Genomic DNA, 16,653 nt, shown 5'->3' with positions numbered 1-16,653 from the left:
CTTTAGATAAGACCGATATCGCTGGCGTGAGACAGAAAGAGTTGCCCATGACCTTGCCCTTCAATCCCTATCGGGAAATCGTCGATATCGCGATGCGCTTTGCGCCCGGCGATGGCGAGTTCCGCACGTCGATCGGCAATCTTCACATTAGCCGCCGCTCCAATCCCAGCGATCCGTTGCATAGCAGCTACAAGCCATGTTTTGCCTTCGTGCTGCAGGGCGCCAAGAGCCTTCGCCTCGGAGATGAGTTCATCAGCTACGGAACCGGGGATTATCTGCTGACTTCGCTCGATCTGCCGGTCGCCTGGCGCATCGCCGAGGCCAGCCCCGAGGTGCCGCATCTTTGTCTCGGGCTCGCGATCGACTCCGAAAAGCTGCTGGAGCTTTTGAGCCGCATCGACATTCCGCGGCCTGCCGCCCATACCGACGGCCAGCGCGGCATGGCTGTCAATGTCGCGCCGCCGGAACTTCTTGACGCTGCCGTGCGCCTGCTGCGCTTGCTCGATCGTCCAGACGACATTCCGGCCATGGCGCCGCTGATCGAGCAGGAAATCCTCTACCGGATACTGACCGGCCCCGATGGCGAGCGGCTAATCAATATCGCCACTGCCGACAGCCACAGCAACAGGATCGCGCGGGCCGTCGCCTGGCTGAAGGAAAATTTCGTCCGGCCGCTGCGCATCGAGGAGCTGGCCGATCATGTCAGCATGAGCGCGTCTTCGTTCCATCATCATTTCAAGTCGGTGACGGCTATGACGCCGATGCAGTATCAGAAACAGCTTCGCCTGCACGAGGCGCGCCGGCTGATGCTGGTGGAGCGGCTCGATGCGGGCACTGCCGGCCACCAAGTCGGCTATCAGAGCCCGTCTCAGTTCAGCCGCGAATATAGCCGCCTCTACGGCGCGTCGCCGGCGCGCGATGTCGATGGCGCGCGCGAGGTCATGGCAGCAGAATAGACCTCAGCCAGGAAATTTCAGCGCCTTGTCGTTGCGGCACTTGGCGAGCGTCAGCTGGCGGAAGGCGAGGATGCGCGTAATGCGCTCCTTGCCGTCGGTCTCAACGTTCATGCAGGCGCAGGCATAGCCGTAATTGCCGTTGGTGCGCACATAGTCGTGCTCGGAGATATCAGGGATCAGGTCCATGCCCTCGGGTTCTTCGCCGCTTCCCTGCGTCATGATCGTCCAGGTATTTTGTGCATCGTCCAGCCACCAATTGGCAGGCGTGGGGTTCTGGATCCAGCCGCAGCGCGTCTCGGCGGCAAGGGCCGGGAGGGCGAGGGCAAGCGACAGGGCAGCGGTGAGGGCTATTGTTTTCACGGGCGATTCTCCTTGGGCATCGATGTTCGGCGATTTGCCTGCCTTCGAACAGCCGAATTCCGCTGTTTCATATGATACGAAAAAATCTCCTGACGGTTCTTGACGAGAGCCTGCGATCTGGCGCATAAACGCCGCGAACCGTACCGTACGGTACGTAAATGGGGAGTTGAAACCGTGTCAGTCGATGTCGCAGAGCCGAGCGAGTTTTCGCCACGCCAGAACGCTGTTCTGGAGCAGGCGCTGCAGCTTCTCGTCGATGGCGGGGAGAAGGCGCTGACGACATCGGGTGTGGCGCGCGCCGCCAATTGCTCCAAGGAAAGCCTCTACAAGTGGTTCGGCGACCGTGACGGTCTGCTCTCGGCGATGATCGCCTATCAGGCGAGCAAGGTGCGCACTTTCGAGCGAAGCGGCGAGCGGCTGACCTATACGAGCCTGCACGACCATCTCGTCATCTTCGCCCGCGATCTTCTCGAAGTTCTGGCCGGCGACGTATCACTGGCGCTGAACCGGCTGGCGATTGGTCAATCCCATCGCGACGGCTCCAAGCTCGGCAAGCTCTTGCTCGAACGCGGCCGCCGGCAGATCGACCGCCGCGCCATGGCGCTGATCGATGCGGGAAAAAGGGCAGGGCTGCTGCGTTTCATGGATGCCGACGAGGCCTATCATACGCTTTACGGCCTCATCGTTTCCGACCTGCATGTGCGCATGCTGCTCGGCGAGCCGGGGCTCAAAGATACCGCGCGTCAGGCGGAGAAGGCGGTAACCGCTTTCCTGCGCCTGTACGGCACGGAGAAAGTTCTGGCGGAGATGCCGATCCTCGGCTGAACCGCTTTTTGACAGTCAACAAGACAAGCAAAAGGGAAGGAATTTCAATGCGCGTCTATTACGATCGTGATGCCGATCTCAACCTCATCAAGTCGAAGAAGGTCGCCATCATCGGCTATGGTTCGCAGGGTCGCGCACATGCGCTGAACCTCAAGGATAGCGGCGCCCAGAACGTCGTCATCGCGCTGAAGGCCGGTTCGCCGACCGTCAAGAAGGCGCAAGCCGACGGCTTCCAGGTCAAGACGGTTGCCGAAGCTGCCGCCTGGGCCGACCTGATGATGATGGCAACCCCGGACGAACTGCAGGCCGACATCTACAAGGCCGACATCGCCGGCAATATCCGTGACGGCGCTGCTATCGCCTTCGCTCACGGCCTCAACGTTCACTTCGGCCTCATCGAGCCGAAGGCGACCGTCGACGTCGTCATGATCGCCCCGAAGGGCCCGGGCCACACGGTTCGCGGCGAATACCAGAAGGGCGGCGGCGTTCCCTGCCTCGTTGCCGTTCACCAGAACGCTTCCGGCAACGCACTTGAACTCGCTCTCTCCTACGCCTGCGGCGTCGGCGGCGGCCGTTCGGGCATCATCGAAACCAACTTCCGCGAAGAGTGCGAAACCGACCTCTTCGGCGAACAGGTCGTTCTCTGCGGCGGCCTCGTCGAGCTTATCCGTGCTGGTTTCGAAACGCTCACCGAAGCCGGTTACGCGCCGGAAATGGCCTATTTCGAGTGCCTGCACGAAGTGAAGCTGATCGTCGATCTGATCTATGAAGGCGGCATCGCCAACATGAACTACTCGATCTCCAATACGGCCGAGTGGGGCGAATATGTCTCCGGTCCGCGCATCATCACCGCTGAAACGAAGGCCGAAATGAAGCGTGTCCTCAAGGACATCCAGACCGGCAAGTTCACGTCCGAGTGGATGCAGGAATACCGCGCCGGCGGCTCGCGCTTCAAGGGCATCCGCCGCCTGAACGACAGCCACCAGATCGAGGAAGTCGGCACGAAGCTCCGCGCCATGATGCCCTGGATCGGCAAGAACAAGCTGGTCGACAAGTCCGTCAACTAAGCTGTTTTGATGACGTGATATTAAGGGCCGGGGCGAAAGCTCCGGCCTTTTCGCTATTAAGTGCTCGTTTGAGATAAAACCGTTCCTGGGGCTGACGTGTTTGAAGCAATCATGAGGTCTGCAAGGCAGGATCTGAAAGAAGGACTTGAGTCTCTTTACTCTTCATTTCAGGACTATCCGTTTCCGCAGTCGCTGCATGCTTCGCCTCTGCGCGACCCGGAGAAAATTCTCTCGGACCTGAAATCGGCGCCCCTGCGCGAGCTGAGCGCCGAGGCGCTCGGACCATATTCAGCGAGCGCGATGACGACTGTGGGTTCGGCTTACGAGTTCAAGCATTTCCTGCCACGGATCCTTCATCTGGCGGTCATACGTCCTGGCTCCTACGGCTTCGAACCGCCCGTCATCGCTTCGAAGCTTGCCTTATGCGACTGGAAGCGCTGGCCTGTCGTCGAGCAGACGGTGGTGGCGAATGCTGTCTATGCTGCATGGGCCTTCAAGAGATTGCAGAACCCCGATTTCGATCCGTTCGCCTGGAATTGGATACTGGCGATGGTAAGGCTCGATCTCCAGTTCGAATCCTGTCTCAGCCTGTGGGTCCGGCAGCCGAAACCGAATGCGTTTCTGCAGCTTGCCCGTGTCGACCTGAAAGGTCTCTATCGAGGCAATGGCTTCTGGGAGGATATCGCAGCCGAAAAACGCCGTCTCGTCCTTGATTGGCTGACCAGCGCGACTGTCGAAAACGCGGTGATCGGATTGGTGGACATGATACCAGCAGAACAGCAGTGGCAGATCGACCTTCTGCTGGATGAAATTGGAGAATTACGGCGGGTTGCCTTGGCGCGCTGAAAGGCCTGAGGATTAGAGCTGCTCGGCCTCGGCAAAAGCTCCGGCCTCTTCATTTGCGAGTGCTAAGATGCAGCCAGCGGGTCGGCTTGTTGTCATAACCGCCGCCATCCGCTTCGTTGAGCGTGACATTTCTCCAACCGCCAGTAACGAGCAGTTCCTGCAGCCATTCCGTTGAAGGGTAATTGTAGTAGCGCCCGAAATCATCATGGCCGTCGGCGATGCCGGCTTTGAAGCTCGCGTGGAAGACGCCGTCTTTCTTCAGGGCGTTGCGGATAAGGGCAAGGATGGCGGACAGATCTGTGCGGGGCACATGCAGGAGGCTCGCCTCGGCCCAGACGCCATCGAATTCCTCCCGCGCCGCAAGCTCCTCGAAACGCATGACCGTGACCGGCCTGCCGATCAGTTTCTCTGCCTGCCGGGCAAGCTCAGCTGAGCCATCCGTCGGAGTTACGTCGAAGCCCTTGGACAGCATGTAGGCGCAGTCTTGTCCCCCACCGCAGCCGAGTTCGAGAATGCGTGCCTTCTCGGGGAGGGCGGAGAGGAAGGCATCGAGCCTCGCTGTCGGCGGCCTGCGGTCGCGAGTGGCGTAAGTCTCGGCATTGTCATCATAGAAAGAGTTGGTCACGGACTCTCCTCGATATAAACCACGCGGTCTAGGTCCTTGAAACGGGCGTCGAGCGTCAGAACGTCGGCGTCATGCAGTTCGGCGGTGGCGTAGATGATGGCGTCGGCTAGGGCGAGCTTGCGTTTCGCCGAGACTTCGGCGGCGCGGTGGGCCAACGCCGTGTCGAAAGGGGCCGCGATGCAGGTGGCGGTATAGGCGAAGAAGGAATCGACTGCTTCTTCACCGCGTTCGCGCTCCAGCCATTTGGCGAGTTCGAGCTGGACGATGGTGGGGACGATGCATTCGGTTCGCCCAGGCATCTCGCCTTGCAGGCGATCTGCGGCCGGGCCTTGGGTCAGCCATTCGATCCAGGCTGAGCTGTCGACGACGCGCATCAGAACCGGTCCTTCCGGTGGCGGTAGTCGTTCGGGTCGGCGCCTTTGGCCATGCCCTTGAGATCTGTCAGTTCGGGGACGGGCATGAGAAGGACGCCCTTGCCTTTCGGGATGAAGACGAATTCCTGGCCTGCGGACCAGTGCTGCTGCTCGCGCACTTCCTTCGGAATGGAGATCTGAAATTTGGAAGAGAGGGTTGCGGTTGCCATTCTTACCTTTCCTCTATCGATTGGCGAATAGTAAGAATTCGACCGACGTTGATCAATGGCGAACCGTTTTCGGCGTCGATGCAATCTCCGTTATCACATGGCTGCCCCGGCCATAAAAAAACCGGGCGGTGCGCCCGGTTTCGAAGTTGTCACTGTAGCTCTACCCGTCGAGAACGCTGCTGCGTTTCGGTTATCTAGCTTTAGGCAGAGATGAGGCGCGTCCAGCCGCGCTCATCGTTCGTTACGCCCTTCTGCAGGCTGACGAGTTGCTGGCGCAGTTCTGATGTCAGCTTGCCGGTCTGTCCGTCTCCGACCAGGAACTCGCCGCCGGCGTGCCGAACCAGGCCGATGCCGGCGAGGACCGCGGCCGTGCCGCAGGCGAAGGCTTCGACGAGCTTGCCGCTTGCTGCATCAGCTCGCCATTCTTCGAAGGAGTAGGGGCGCTGTTCGACGCGCAGGCCCTTTTCTTCGGCGAGCACGATGACCGAGGCGCGGGTGATGCCCGGCAGGATCGTGCCGCCAAGCGGCGGGGTCACGACCGATCCGTCATTCATGACGAAGAAGACATTCATGCCGCCGAGTTCTTCGACCCAGCGATGTTCTGCTGCATCGAGAAAGACGACCTGATCGCAATCCTTCTTCGCCGCTTCAGCCTGCGCCACGAGGCTGGCCGCATAGTTGCCGCCGCATTTTGCGGCGCCGGTGCCGCCGGCGGCTGCGCGCGTATAGGCGGTCTCGACCCAGAGGGAGACAGCCTTCGCGCCGCCCTTGAAATAAGCGCCGACCGGGGAGGCGATGATGCAGAAGATATATTCCTGCGCCGGGCGAACGCCGAGGAACGCCTCGTTGGCGAACATGAAGGGGCGAAGGTAGAGGCTGGCGTCTCCGGAGGGTATCCAGTTCTTGTCGACACGAACCAGTTCTTCGACGGCTTTCAGGAAGAGTTCTTCCGGCACTGCGGGCATTGCCATGCGGGCTGCCGACTGCGCGAAGCGGCGGGCGTTCTCTTCAGGCCGGAAGAGCAGGATGCGGCCATCCTCCGCCTTGTAGGCTTTCATGCCCTCGAAGATTTCCTGAGCGTAATGCAGCACGGCGCTTGCAGGGTCGAGTTCCAGCGGGCGCCTCGGCGTAACCTTTGCATCGTGCCAGCCCTTGTCGGCAGTCCATCGCGCCAGGACCATATGATCCGTGAAGACCTTGCCGAAGCCGGGCGTTTCCAGTGCCCGGATGCGGTCGGCGTCGGAGACGGGAGACTTGTGGAATTCGATTTTGATTTCAGGAGAGGTCGACGTCGCAGTCATTGCTGGCACCTTGATAGTCCATTGAATAATGGCCGGCACACTACTGCCGCCGGGCCGGTTTTGGAAAGGTCTGAATCGGCCGGTTTCTGCTTTTGATCAAAGGAATAATCGCGTGATGTGGCGAACGTTCACGCAACGAGGCAGGCCATTCGGTTCGGCTGCATGAAATCTCGAACGGCAGCCCAATCGGCATCAAGGCTCTGGAATACAGGACTTCCAAACTTGTCACAGTGACAAGAAAATAGGTCAGCATTATTGACATAAATTCCACTGCATGGTGAGCTGCTGATATTATAAAAAATACGAGGAAACCCCATGCTGAACTGGGACAATATGTTTGCGACGCGCTCTACAAGAATGCGCGCTTCGGAAATCCGCGAGCTTCTGAAACTTCTCGACCGACCGGATGTCATCTCCTTCGCCGGCGGCATTCCTGACCCCGCGCTGTTTCCGGACAAGGAGTTCAAGCAGGCCTATGCTGACATTTTCGACAGTTCGGCCGTCAATTCAGCGCTGCAATATTCTGTTTCCGAAGGCTACAAGCCGCTGCGCGAGTGGCTCATCAAGCAGATGGCGGGACTCGGCATTCCGTGCGCGCTCGACAATGTCTTCATCGTCTCCGGTTCGCAGCAGGGCCTCGATTATCTCGGCAAGCTGTTCCTGTCGCCCAACGATACTGCCCTCGTCACCTGGCCGACCTATCTCGGCGCTCTGCAGGCTTTCAACGCTTACGAGCCGTCCTACGACCAGTTGACGCCCGGCGGCAACCGCACGCCGGATTCTTACCGCGAGGCCGCGGCGCAGAAGGGCGGCAAGGTAAAATTCGCCTATCTCTCGGCCGATTTCTCCAATCCGACCGGCGAGACCGTCGACCGCGATGGCCGCGAGAAGGTTCTGAAACTTGCCGAAGAGCTCGACATCGCCGTCATCGAAGACGCCGCTTACCAGTCGCTGCGCTATGACGGCGATCCGATCCCGCCGATCCTGGCGCTGGAGATTGCCGAGAAGGGCCATATCAACGATACGCGCACGATCTATTGCGGCAGCTTCTCCAAGACGCTGGCGCCAGGCCTGCGCGTCGGCTTCATCGTTGCCAATGCGCCCGTCATCCGCAAGCTGGTGCTGATGAAGCAGGCGGCCGACCTGCATTCTTCGACGATCAACCAGATGGCGATTTCGGAAGTCACCGAGCGCGGCTTCGATGCGCAGGTCGCCAAGGTCAGGGCGGTCTACAGCCAGCGCCGCAACGCCATGCTGGCCGCGCTCGAAAAGTATATGCCTTCGGGCACGAGCTGGACCAAGCCGGAAGGCGGCATGTTCATCTGGGTGACGCTGCCAGAGGGCATGGACGGCGCCAAGCTGCTTGCCAGGTCGCTCGAAAGCGCCAAGGTTGCCTTCGTGCCGGGCCAGGCCTTCTTTGCCGATGGTTCGGGCGCCAATACGTTCCGCGTCAGCTTCTCCTGCGCCAACGACCAGATGATCGATGAGGGCATCAGCCGTCTCGGCAGGCTGATCGCCAGCGAGATCGGCTGATGTGACTTGAGGCCTATAAAAATTAGGGTTGGGCGGCGATCAGAAGATCGTCGTCCAGCCTTCGTTCGCGGTTTCGCTCTTGCCGTAGCCGACACGATCGGCAACCGCGCCATCGGCATTGATGAGGATGATATCGCCGCCCTTGTTGGCGAGCTGCGGGCCGCCATTCTCAGGATCGAGCGTGATGGTGCGGAATTCGCCCGAGGCGAGCGAGCCCGTCAGTTTCTGCCGGCGGCCTTCGCCGTCTTCCAGCGACCAGCCTTCGATCGACATCGCCACATCCGAGCGATTGATGAGTGTCACCGTCTCGTCCTCGGTGCCGTCAGCGCGGTTCACCGGATTGATCATGGCGGCGACGATGCGCAGTGACGAGGCAACGATCGGCTGCGGGCGGCGGGTGCCTTCGCCGCGGCCCTGGCCGCCCCTGTTGTCGCCGACAGGGTGGCCGGAGGTAGCATCTGTATTCCAGTTCTGCGACTGGAAGCCGAGGAAGATCGCCGCCCAATGGTCCTCATCCGAGAAGTGGATCAGCAGTGCGCCGTCCTGATTGGGCGCATTGGTGGCGCGGAAGCTGCCGCTGTCGCCTTGATTCATGTGAATGTCGTGGATGCCGTTGCCGGGCTCGAAACCGAAATACTCATCCGGCTTGTTGTTTTCCGGTCCCCAGGCTTCGCCGAAGGCGTAGAAGTGGATGGACTTGTCGGCGATGCCTTCCTGCACGATGGGTTCGATGAAATCGCGCAGGTCGTTCTTCGGGCCGTCGAGCTGGAAGGGCGCGACATTCATATCCTCGCGCTCGATCATGCCGCCGCGCACATAGTCGATCGCCAGATCCTGCCGGTCGCCTCTGATGTCGGTGAGGCCCATCGGCAGGACGGCGAGTTCGGCCGTCAGTGTCTCATGCTGGAAATCCATGACATTGGCGTAGAGCAAGTCGTGCGGCGATTCCTTCGAGCGCACGTTCATGGCAATGCGATAGCTGATGCCACCGGCCTCGATGCGGAGTTCGATATGCGGGTCGTTGTCGTCGTCAAGGGCGAGCGCCGAAGCTGTACCCTTCAGCACCTTGTAATTCCGGAGCATGGTGAACCTCGTGGTGGGGGCGGGGATTCACAATAGCATAGCGGAAATGCATCTTTTGTGACGCTGATTTTCCGCCATGCAACGCTTTGGAGAGTTTACTTCTTCACGTGCGGGGCGAAAAGCTCGAGGTCGGCTTCGCTCAGCCTATCATTCGCCGTGTTGAGCTGGTGCCAGTAGGGGTAGATGACCGGCGGCACGCTGACGTCGTCAAGGCGCTTGCGCTCCTCATCCGAAAGCTTCAGGTTGGCGGCGGAGAGGTTGTCCTTGAACTGGGCTTCTGTGCGGCCGCCGATGATCACTGAGGTGACTGCCTTGCGGCCGATCAGCCAGGCGAGCGCAACTTGTGCTGCGGAAACGCCGCGTTCCTGACCGATCGCCACCAGCGTCTCGACGATGTTCCAGAGGCGGTTTTCGTCGCGGATCGGCGGTTCGGTCCAGCCGGCGAACTGGCGGGTGCCTTCAGGGGCGGCGGCATTGCGGCGATGTTTGCCGGAGAGCAGGCCGCCGGCGAGCGGGCTCCAGACGAGTACACCGAGACCCTGGTCGATCGAGATCGGCAGCAATTCGTATTCCGCGTCACGGGATTCCAGTGTGTAGTGGATCTGCTGGCTGACGAAGCGCTGGTATTTGTGTTCATTGGCAACGCCGAGCGCCTTCATGATGTGCCAGCCGGAATAGTTCGAGCAGCCGACATAATGCACCTTGCCCTGCTTGATGAGCGTATCGAGCGCTTCCATCGTCTCTTCGAGCGGCGTCTCACCGTCCCATTCATGGACCTGGTAGAGGTCGATGACGTCGGTCTTCATGCGCTTGAGGCTTGCCTCGCATTCGCGGATGAGGTGGTAGCGCGACAGGCCGCGATCGTTCGGGCCATCGCCCATGCCGAAGCGGGCCTTGGTGGCGAGCAGCACTCCATCAGGGCGCTTGCCGCCGAGCACTTCGCCAATGATGCGCTCGGATTCGCCCGCGGAATAGACATTGGCCGTATCGATCAGGTTGACGCCGGCATCGAGGCAGATATCGACCATGCGACGAGCTTCCTGCACGCCGAGATCGCCGACGGTCTTGGCCCAGCCGACGCCGCCGAAGGTCATCGTGCCCATGGTCACGGTGGAAACTTTAAGGCCGGAACGGCCGAGCAAACGATATTCCATTGAAATTCCTCCTCATGAAAATGGCCTGATTGACGTACCGCAACACGGGCCGCCGTCAAACGGCAAGATGTTCACGCCTGCGTGATTTTACGCTTTCGCCGCCGCTCGCGCGAGGGGAATAGCCGACTGATTTCGACGCGAGGCGCGTTGAGCACTCCGGGACAAGCGCTATTTTTCTGTCCGCAACGCGCGGATCATGTCTGCCGCGAGTATCGGTTGACTTCGTTCCATTCTGAGGAGAGGGCACGGACGAAGCCTGGGCGTTCATTTCTGCCGACCGCTTGGAGCAGAGCCTGGCGAGCGGGCCTGCAGGACTCGGCGGTGAGCAATCCCAGTTCCAATGGCGAGCCTTGTTGCGGGGCATAGGTAAAGACGGATCGGCGTGCGGAGCTGTAGGCGATTCAATCTTAAGTTCATATGGTTTTGCTTTAGACCCGCTGGAAAAATACGTGTTTTTGTGGAGAAGGAAGATGAGAAGGTGCGGCCGCTCAACTGGCATAGACGATCAGGTTGAAGCTACCTTGCCCTGTCACATCGGTGTTAAACGCCCCTAATAAGGGAGGGGCATCGCAATCCGAGGATTCCTTCCATGAAAACTCTAGTTTCCGCCGCAGCGCTTCTCGCCGCGAGCCTTTTCGCCATCCCAGCCTCCGCCGCAAACCTCGTTCTCTACACCAGCCAGCCGAACGAAGATGCGCAGGCGACCGTCGACGGCTTCATGGCCGCCAATCCCGATATCAAGGTCGACTGGGTACGCGACGGCACGCCGAAGATCATGGCGAAGCTGCAGGCTGAGATCCAGGCCGGCAACCCGGTTGCCGACGTTCTGCTGATCGCCGATGTCGTGACGCTCGAGCGCCTGAAGGAAGACGGCAAGCTGCTCGCCTACAAGTCGCCGGAAGCTGCCAATTACGACGCTTCGCTCTTTGATTCCGACGGCTACTACTATTCCACGAAGCTGATCACGACCGGCATCATGTACAACACGTCGGCTGCCATGAAGCCGACGAGCTGGAAGGACCTCGCCAAGCCGGAAGCCAAGGGCCTCGTCACCATGCCGAGCCCGCTTGCTTCGGGTGCCGCTCTCATCCACGCACAGACGCTGGCCGCTGTTCCAGGCCTCGGCTGGGATTTCTACAAGTCGCTCGCAGATAATGCGGCTGTCGCCTCCGGCGGCAATGGCGTTGTCCTGAAGTCTGTCGCCTCTGGCGAGAAGGCTTACGGCGTGGTCGTCGATTACCTGCCGATCCGAGAAAAGGCCAAGGGTGCTCCGGTCGAGTTCGTCTTCCCGAGCGAAGGTGTTTCGGCCGTCACCGAGCCGGTCGGCATTCTCGCCAGCGCCAAGAACGTCGACGCTGCCAAGAAGTTCGTCGACTACGTTCTCTCCGAAAAGGGCCAGGAAGGCTTCCTGAAGCTCGGCTATATCCCTGCTCGTAACGGCATGAAGCTGCCCGCGGGCTTCCCGGCACGCGACACGATCAAGGTTCTGCCGGTCAATGCTGCCGAAGCTCTCAAGAATACCGATAAGGATCTGAAGACCTTTACGGATCTCTTCGGTTCGAAATAATAGACCCATGCAGGGCTATGTACGTCCAGGAAACAGCCAGCCCGTCTGGCTGTTTCCTTTTATCGTTTCAGTGGTGCTTTTTCTTAGCGTGCTGCCTCTGGCGCGGCTCGCGGTCGTCGGCATTTCCGCCTTCGCCAATGGCGGCGTCATGGTGGTTCTCTCCGATCCCATGGTCTGGTCGGCGGTCTATTACACCATCGTCACGGCGATCCTCGGCACGATCATCTCGCTCGCCATCGGCTGCGCTTTCGCCTATCTGCTGACGCTGACGGATATTCCGGCCAAGGGGCCGCTCAGCTTCTTCTTCGTGCTGCCGATGATGATCCCGCCGCAGGTGACGGCACTTGCCTGGGTGCAGATGTCGGGGCCGTCGAGCCCGCTTCTGAAGGCGCTGCATATTGCGCCGCCGCTGGGGTCGCCGCAGCCGCTCTATTCGGTCGGCGGCATTGCGCTGCTCTATGGCGTGCAGCATGCGCCGCTTGTCTATCTGGCGCTGAGGGCAGGGCTGATGACCCTGCCGCGCGACGGGGTGGAGGCGGCAAGGCTTTCGGGCGCCTCAAGCCTGCGCGTCTTTCGCGACATCATCCTACCGCTATCGCTGCCGGGCGTTATTGCGGGGGCGGCGATCTCCTTCGTTTCCTGCACCGGCAATTTCGGCATTCCGGCCATTCTCGGCATTCCGGCCTCGATCTTCACGCTGCCGACGCTGATCTTTTCGAAGTTTACCGCCTTTACCGGCCGGACCTTCGGCGATGTGGCACTTCTCTCTGCCATCATCGCGCTGATTTCGGTCGCTGGTCTTGCCATTCAGGACCGGGCGCTACGCGGGCGGGACTACCGCGTCATCGGCCTTTCGGGCGCGACGGCTGCCTTCGAACTCGGCGGGTGGAAGCTCATCTTCACGCCGCTGCTCTGGATCATCCTGTTCTTCATGCTGGCCGCACCCTTCTTCGCGCTCGTCGCAGGCGCGCTTGTGCCGGCCTATGGCGTGCCGCTTACCCTCAAGACCATGACCTTCCATGCCTTCGAGGAAATTCTCTTCCGGCAGGCGGTGACGCGCACGGCCTTTATCAATTCGCTGTCGCTGGCCAGCGGGGCAGCGGTCGGCCTGCTTTTCGTGACTGTGCTTGCGGCCTATGCGCTGACGCGCCGTAAGGATACGTTGTCGCGTATTGTCTCCAGTCTGGTGGAAATACCCTATTCGCTGCCGGGCATCGTCATGGCGGTGTGCTTCATCCTCGTTTTTGCCGCGCCGATCCCGGTGTTGAACGTCACGCTCTACGGCACGGTCTGGATCATCCTCATCGCCTATTTCTCCTCCTTCTTCGCCGTCAGCCTGAAGCCTGTGGTCAGCGCCTTCCATCAGCTCGATCCGGCGCTGGAAGAGGCGGCAAGGCTGTCCGGTGCCGGCTTCTTCCGGCGGCTGAAAGATATTATCGTGCCGCTGATTGCGCCGGCAGCGGGTGCTTCCGTCATCCTTGTCTTTCTCATCGCCTGCAACGAACTGACGATTTCGGCGCTGCTCTGGTCGGCGGGTACGCAGACGCTGGGTGTCGCCATCTATAATCTCGATGACAGCGGCAGTTCCGATCTTGCCTCGGCTCTTTCCGTGCTCGTCGTCTTCATGGTCGTCGCCATGATGCTGCTTCTGGAGCTTCTGGCGAAACATCTGCCCAAGGGAGTAGTGCCGTGGCGAAGCTGATCCTCAATCAGGTGGCCAAGGATTTCGGCACGGGCAGGGCTGCGGTCAGCGGCTTTTCGCTCGATGTGCGCGAGGGCGGCTTCCTGGCGCTGCTCGGCCCCTCCGGCTGCGGCAAGACCACGGTTCTGCGGATGATTGCCGGTTTCGAGACGCCGACTGACGGATCCCTCCATCTCGGCGAGCGGCTCTTGGCCGATGCCTCGCAATCGCTGCCGCCGGAGAAGCGCAACATGGCGATGGTCTTCCAGTCCTATGCGCTCTGGCCGCATATGAGTGTGGCGGACAATGTCGGCTATCCGCTGAAAGTTCGCGGCATATCGGGCGCGGCCTACAAGGCCAAGGTGAGAGAGGCACTATCGACCGTGCGCCTCGTCGATTATGCCGAGCGGCGGCCGGCCGATCTCTCCGGCGGCCAGCGGCAGCGCGTGGCGCTGGCCCGCTGCCTGGTGACATCGCCCGATGTCGTGCTGCTCGACGAGCCGCTTGCCAATCTCGACCGGCATCTGAAGCAGGAGATGGAGGAGACGTTCCGCGAGTTTCACCAGCGCTCCGGTGCAACGATGATCTATGTGACGCATGACCAGAGCGAGGCGATGGCGCTGGCAACCGATGTTGCAGTCATGTCCGAGGGGCGGCTGTTGCAGGTGGCGCCGCCGGCGGAAATCTATGCGCGGCCGGAAGGGCGCATGGTCGGCGGGCTGATCGGCCGCGGCGCGATCGTCACGCTGCCGGTCATGGGCGGTGAGCGCCAGCTCGAATGGGACGAGCTGGAGGGGGTGCTGCATGCCGCCAATATCGATGGCGCCGATATTCTGGTGCGGCCGGAAGATGTCATCATCGGTAGCGAGGGGGCGCCCGCGACGGTCGAATCCGTGCTCTTCGAAGGCGAACGTTATGCCGTGAAGCTGACCCTCGGTAACGGCCAGACGCTGCGCGCCTATAGCCGCGTGGCTGTCGTGCCTGATGAGGCGGTGCATGTCGTCATCCGCGCCGGCTGGCGGCTCTGACGGACAAACGGCTTTTCGAAGCGCGTATTCGACTTTAACTGTTTTCAAGCGATTCCGGACGCAAAACCGCTGCACACTTTTGCTGGAATTGCTCTAGTAATTGGCGTCGATCCAACCGGGAATGCCTGATGTCGCTTCGCCTTGCCACTTTCAATGTCGAAAACCTGCTCACCCGCTTCGACTTCACGGGCTATCGCAACCAGCTCCGGCAGGACCGCGTCATCAAGCTCTTCGAGGTCAGCAACGAGGGCACCTACCAGCAGCTCGAGCAGGCACGGGTAATCGCGTCGACCGACGATACCAGGCAGATGACGGCGCTCGCCATCGCCGATGCGGATGCCGATATTCTCTGCCTGCAGGAAATCGACAATATGGCCGCCCTGCAGGCCTTCGAATATGGCTATCTCTACCGCATGGTCGGCAATGGCTACCGGCAGAAATATCTGGTCGAGGGCAATGACAGCCGCGGCATCGATGTCGCCGTCTTGATGCGCGAGGAAACGCGCGACGGGCAGAAGATCGAGCTTAGGGATATCAAGAGCCATGCGATGGTGACCTATCGCGAATTCGATCTCTTCGACGAGGAGATCGGCAAGACCAACCGGCTCGACGACAAGATCTTCAAGCGCGACTGCCTGGAACTGGATTTGAGGATCGGCGGTGTGCCGATGACGCTCTATGTCGTGCATTTCAAATCGATGGGCAATCCGCGCGAGGGGCTGGACGGGCGGCAATCGACCCTGCCGATCCGCCGGGCGGAGGCTCGTGCCGTTCGCCGCATCATCGAGAACCGGTTCGGCGCAGGCCATACCGCAAGCAAGAACTTCGTCATCTGCGGCGACATGAACGACTATCAGGAGCGGGTCGACGTCATCGGCCGGCGCGGCACGGGCTATCGGTTCGAGCATCAGGATGAAGCCGAAAGCGCGCTCGATGTCTTCAGCAAGGACGGGTTTGCCGAAAATGTCGTGCGCCGCCGCGAGCCACTTGACCGCTGGACGCTCTATCATTCGCGCGGGCCGGAGGAGCAGTGGCTCTGCCAGCTCGATTATCTCTGGCTGTCGCCGGCACTTGCCGCCACCAACGCCAAGCGCATCCCCGAAATCATCCGCCACGGACAGCCATACCGCACCATCTTCCCGCCGGGGCAGCAGGTGGAGCGCTACCCGCGCACCGGCTGGGACAGGCCGAAGGCATCCGACCATTGCCCCGTCGTCATGACATTGGATCTCTTATGACACTTCGCTTTTCAGAGACTTTTTCAGAAGACCTTTCGGCCTTTCCGCCGGAACGCACGGTATTTCCCGTTGCCGGCGCCGATCTGCGCGTGCTCGAGGGTGAGCATCCGCTGGTCGTCGCCAACAGGGCTGATATCCGCGAGAACTGGGAGCGGGAAATCGCCGTCAATCCGGCGCTGTTCGATGGCCGGCTGGTGTTGCAGCATCGGCTGAAACTGTCCGAAGCCGGAATTGCGGGTGAGGCCTATATCGCGCCTTTCTCGGCCTTCATGTGGTGGCGGCGCCAGCCGGACCGGAAGGGCGCCATCCATCTCTTTTCCTATCCGGTGCTCGAATCCTCCGATGGGGCGCTGGTCGCTATCCGCATGGGGGCGCATACGGCCAACCCCGGTCAGGTCTATTTCGCTGCGGGCTCGCTGGAACCGGAAGATGTCGTGGACGGGCGTTGCGATATCGACAGCAATATGCGCCGCGAAGTGATGGAGGAGACGGGCCTGGATCTCGACAAGGCGATCGTGGGTGAGGGGCTCTATGCGGGCCATGTGCGCGGTTCCGTCTCGCTGTTCAAGCTCTTCCGTTTCGACATGACAGCAGACGAGATGGTCGATTTCATCGGCGCGCATATGCTGGTCGCAGAGGACAAGGAAATTGCCGGCGCGGTTGCGATCCGCTCGGCCGATCCGAAGGCACAGCCTTACAATGTCGCGATGCTGCCGATCATCGACTGGTATTTCGCGGGCAAGTAGACCTGACGCTTGCACTTGCGTGTGCTGTCGGGCAGGTTGGCGGCTCGATGACCGATTCAA

Annotated in this window: 17 protein-coding genes; 10 read left to right on the top strand and 7 right to left on the bottom strand. The window is 60.7% G+C overall.

Annotation, left to right across the window (positions count from 1 at the left end):
• The first annotated feature begins 47 nt into the window (after positions 1-47).
• A complete protein-coding gene (locus AC1DTN_RS11065; RefSeq protein ID WP_477920916.1) occupies positions 48-956 on the top strand; it encodes an AraC family transcriptional regulator in 909 nt (302 codons plus the stop codon).
• Between the two features lie 3 nt (positions 957-959).
• On the opposite strand, the gene AC1DTN_RS11060 is transcribed toward AC1DTN_RS11065, so the two are convergent.
• On the bottom strand, positions 960-1,316 hold the full coding sequence (locus tag AC1DTN_RS11060; protein WP_310387522.1) for a DUF4087 domain-containing protein: 357 nt from the start codon (positions 1,314-1,316) through the stop codon (positions 960-962).
• A gap of 174 nt (positions 1,317-1,490) precedes the next feature.
• Between AC1DTN_RS11060 and AC1DTN_RS11055 the strand changes: the two genes are divergently transcribed.
• From AC1DTN_RS11055 to AC1DTN_RS11045, 3 genes are all read left to right on the top strand, one after another.
• A complete protein-coding gene (locus AC1DTN_RS11055) occupies positions 1,491-2,141 on the top strand; it encodes a TetR/AcrR family transcriptional regulator C-terminal domain-containing protein (protein WP_113323337.1) in 651 nt (216 codons plus the stop codon).
• Positions 2,142-2,188: 47 nt separating this feature from the next.
• The gene (ilvC, locus tag AC1DTN_RS11050; protein ID WP_477920913.1) at positions 2,189-3,208 is read left to right on the top strand and encodes a ketol-acid reductoisomerase; all 1,020 of its coding nucleotides are present in this window, start codon (positions 2,189-2,191) and stop codon (positions 3,206-3,208) included.
• 111 nt (positions 3,209-3,319) lie between these two features.
• Positions 3,320-4,054 (top strand): hypothetical protein, encoded by a 735-nt coding sequence (locus AC1DTN_RS11045; RefSeq protein WP_477920912.1) that lies wholly within the window; start codon positions 3,320-3,322, stop codon positions 4,052-4,054.
• 49 nt (positions 4,055-4,103) lie between these two features.
• Here the strand turns inward: AC1DTN_RS11045 and AC1DTN_RS11040 are convergent, their stop codons facing one another.
• The 4 genes from AC1DTN_RS11040 to AC1DTN_RS11025 all read right to left on the bottom strand — a co-directional run bounded on the left by AC1DTN_RS11040 (position 4,104) and on the right by AC1DTN_RS11025 (position 6,563).
• On the bottom strand, positions 4,104-4,679 hold the full coding sequence (locus AC1DTN_RS11040; RefSeq protein WP_310387515.1) for a class I SAM-dependent methyltransferase: 576 nt from the start codon (positions 4,677-4,679) through the stop codon (positions 4,104-4,106).
• The gene (locus AC1DTN_RS11035; RefSeq protein ID WP_477920911.1) at positions 4,676-5,053 is read right to left on the bottom strand and encodes a PIN domain-containing protein; all 378 of its coding nucleotides are present in this window, start codon (positions 5,051-5,053) and stop codon (positions 4,676-4,678) included. The genes AC1DTN_RS11040 and AC1DTN_RS11035 overlap by 4 nt, the downstream gene beginning before the upstream one ends.
• The gene (locus AC1DTN_RS11030; RefSeq protein ID WP_439015864.1) at positions 5,053-5,262 is read right to left on the bottom strand and encodes an AbrB/MazE/SpoVT family DNA-binding domain-containing protein; all 210 of its coding nucleotides are present in this window, start codon (positions 5,260-5,262) and stop codon (positions 5,053-5,055) included. The genes AC1DTN_RS11035 and AC1DTN_RS11030 overlap by 1 nt, the downstream gene beginning before the upstream one ends.
• A gap of 200 nt (positions 5,263-5,462) precedes the next feature.
• Entirely contained in the window at positions 5,463-6,563 is a 1,101-nt protein-coding gene (locus AC1DTN_RS11025) for a branched-chain amino acid aminotransferase (RefSeq protein WP_477920909.1), read from the bottom strand.
• Positions 6,564-6,878: 315 nt separating this feature from the next.
• On the opposite strand from AC1DTN_RS11025, the gene AC1DTN_RS11020 reads away from it, so the two are divergent.
• A complete protein-coding gene (locus AC1DTN_RS11020; protein ID WP_477920908.1) occupies positions 6,879-8,096 on the top strand; it encodes an aminotransferase-like domain-containing protein in 1,218 nt (405 codons plus the stop codon).
• 39 nt (positions 8,097-8,135) lie between these two features.
• Here the strand turns inward: AC1DTN_RS11020 and AC1DTN_RS11015 are convergent, their stop codons facing one another.
• Together AC1DTN_RS11015 and AC1DTN_RS11010 are read right to left on the bottom strand one after the other, a co-directional pair.
• A complete protein-coding gene (locus AC1DTN_RS11015; protein ID WP_477920906.1) occupies positions 8,136-9,179 on the bottom strand; it encodes a DUF2278 family protein in 1,044 nt (347 codons plus the stop codon).
• A gap of 95 nt (positions 9,180-9,274) precedes the next feature.
• Positions 9,275-10,333 (bottom strand): aldo/keto reductase, encoded by a 1,059-nt coding sequence (locus AC1DTN_RS11010; RefSeq protein ID WP_477920905.1) that lies wholly within the window; start codon positions 10,331-10,333, stop codon positions 9,275-9,277.
• A 589-nt stretch (positions 10,334-10,922) separates the two neighbouring features.
• Between AC1DTN_RS11010 and AC1DTN_RS11005 the strand changes: the two genes are divergently transcribed.
• The 5 genes from AC1DTN_RS11005 (at position 10,923) to AC1DTN_RS10985 (ending at position 16,593) form a co-directional block, all read left to right on the top strand.
• The gene (locus tag AC1DTN_RS11005) at positions 10,923-11,900 is read left to right on the top strand and encodes an ABC transporter substrate-binding protein (RefSeq protein ID WP_477920904.1); all 978 of its coding nucleotides are present in this window, start codon (positions 10,923-10,925) and stop codon (positions 11,898-11,900) included.
• 7 nt (positions 11,901-11,907) lie between these two features.
• Complete coding sequence (locus AC1DTN_RS11000) at positions 11,908-13,602, top strand: ABC transporter permease (RefSeq protein ID WP_477920903.1); 1,695 nt, start codon at positions 11,908-11,910, stop codon at positions 13,600-13,602.
• Positions 13,590-14,609: an ABC transporter ATP-binding protein gene (locus AC1DTN_RS10995; RefSeq protein ID WP_477920902.1), complete on the top strand. Its 1,020-nt coding sequence runs from the start codon at positions 13,590-13,592 to the stop codon at positions 14,607-14,609. Before AC1DTN_RS11000 ends, AC1DTN_RS10995 begins: the two co-directional genes overlap by 13 nt.
• 128 nt (positions 14,610-14,737) lie before the next feature.
• Positions 14,738-15,847, top strand: a complete 1,110-nt coding sequence (locus AC1DTN_RS10990) for an endonuclease/exonuclease/phosphatase family protein (RefSeq protein ID WP_477920900.1) — start codon at positions 14,738-14,740, stop codon at positions 15,845-15,847.
• Positions 15,844-16,593, top strand: coding sequence for an NUDIX hydrolase (locus AC1DTN_RS10985; RefSeq protein WP_477920899.1), 750 nt, complete (start codon positions 15,844-15,846; stop codon positions 16,591-16,593). The genes AC1DTN_RS10990 and AC1DTN_RS10985 overlap by 4 nt, the downstream gene beginning before the upstream one ends.
• Positions 16,594-16,653 lie beyond the last annotated feature (60 nt).

The organism is Rhizobium sp. 01T444, from assembly GCF_056398305.1.
The sequence above is the reverse complement of the archived record's forward strand: the minus strand, read 5'-3'. Positions and strand labels throughout refer to the sequence as shown.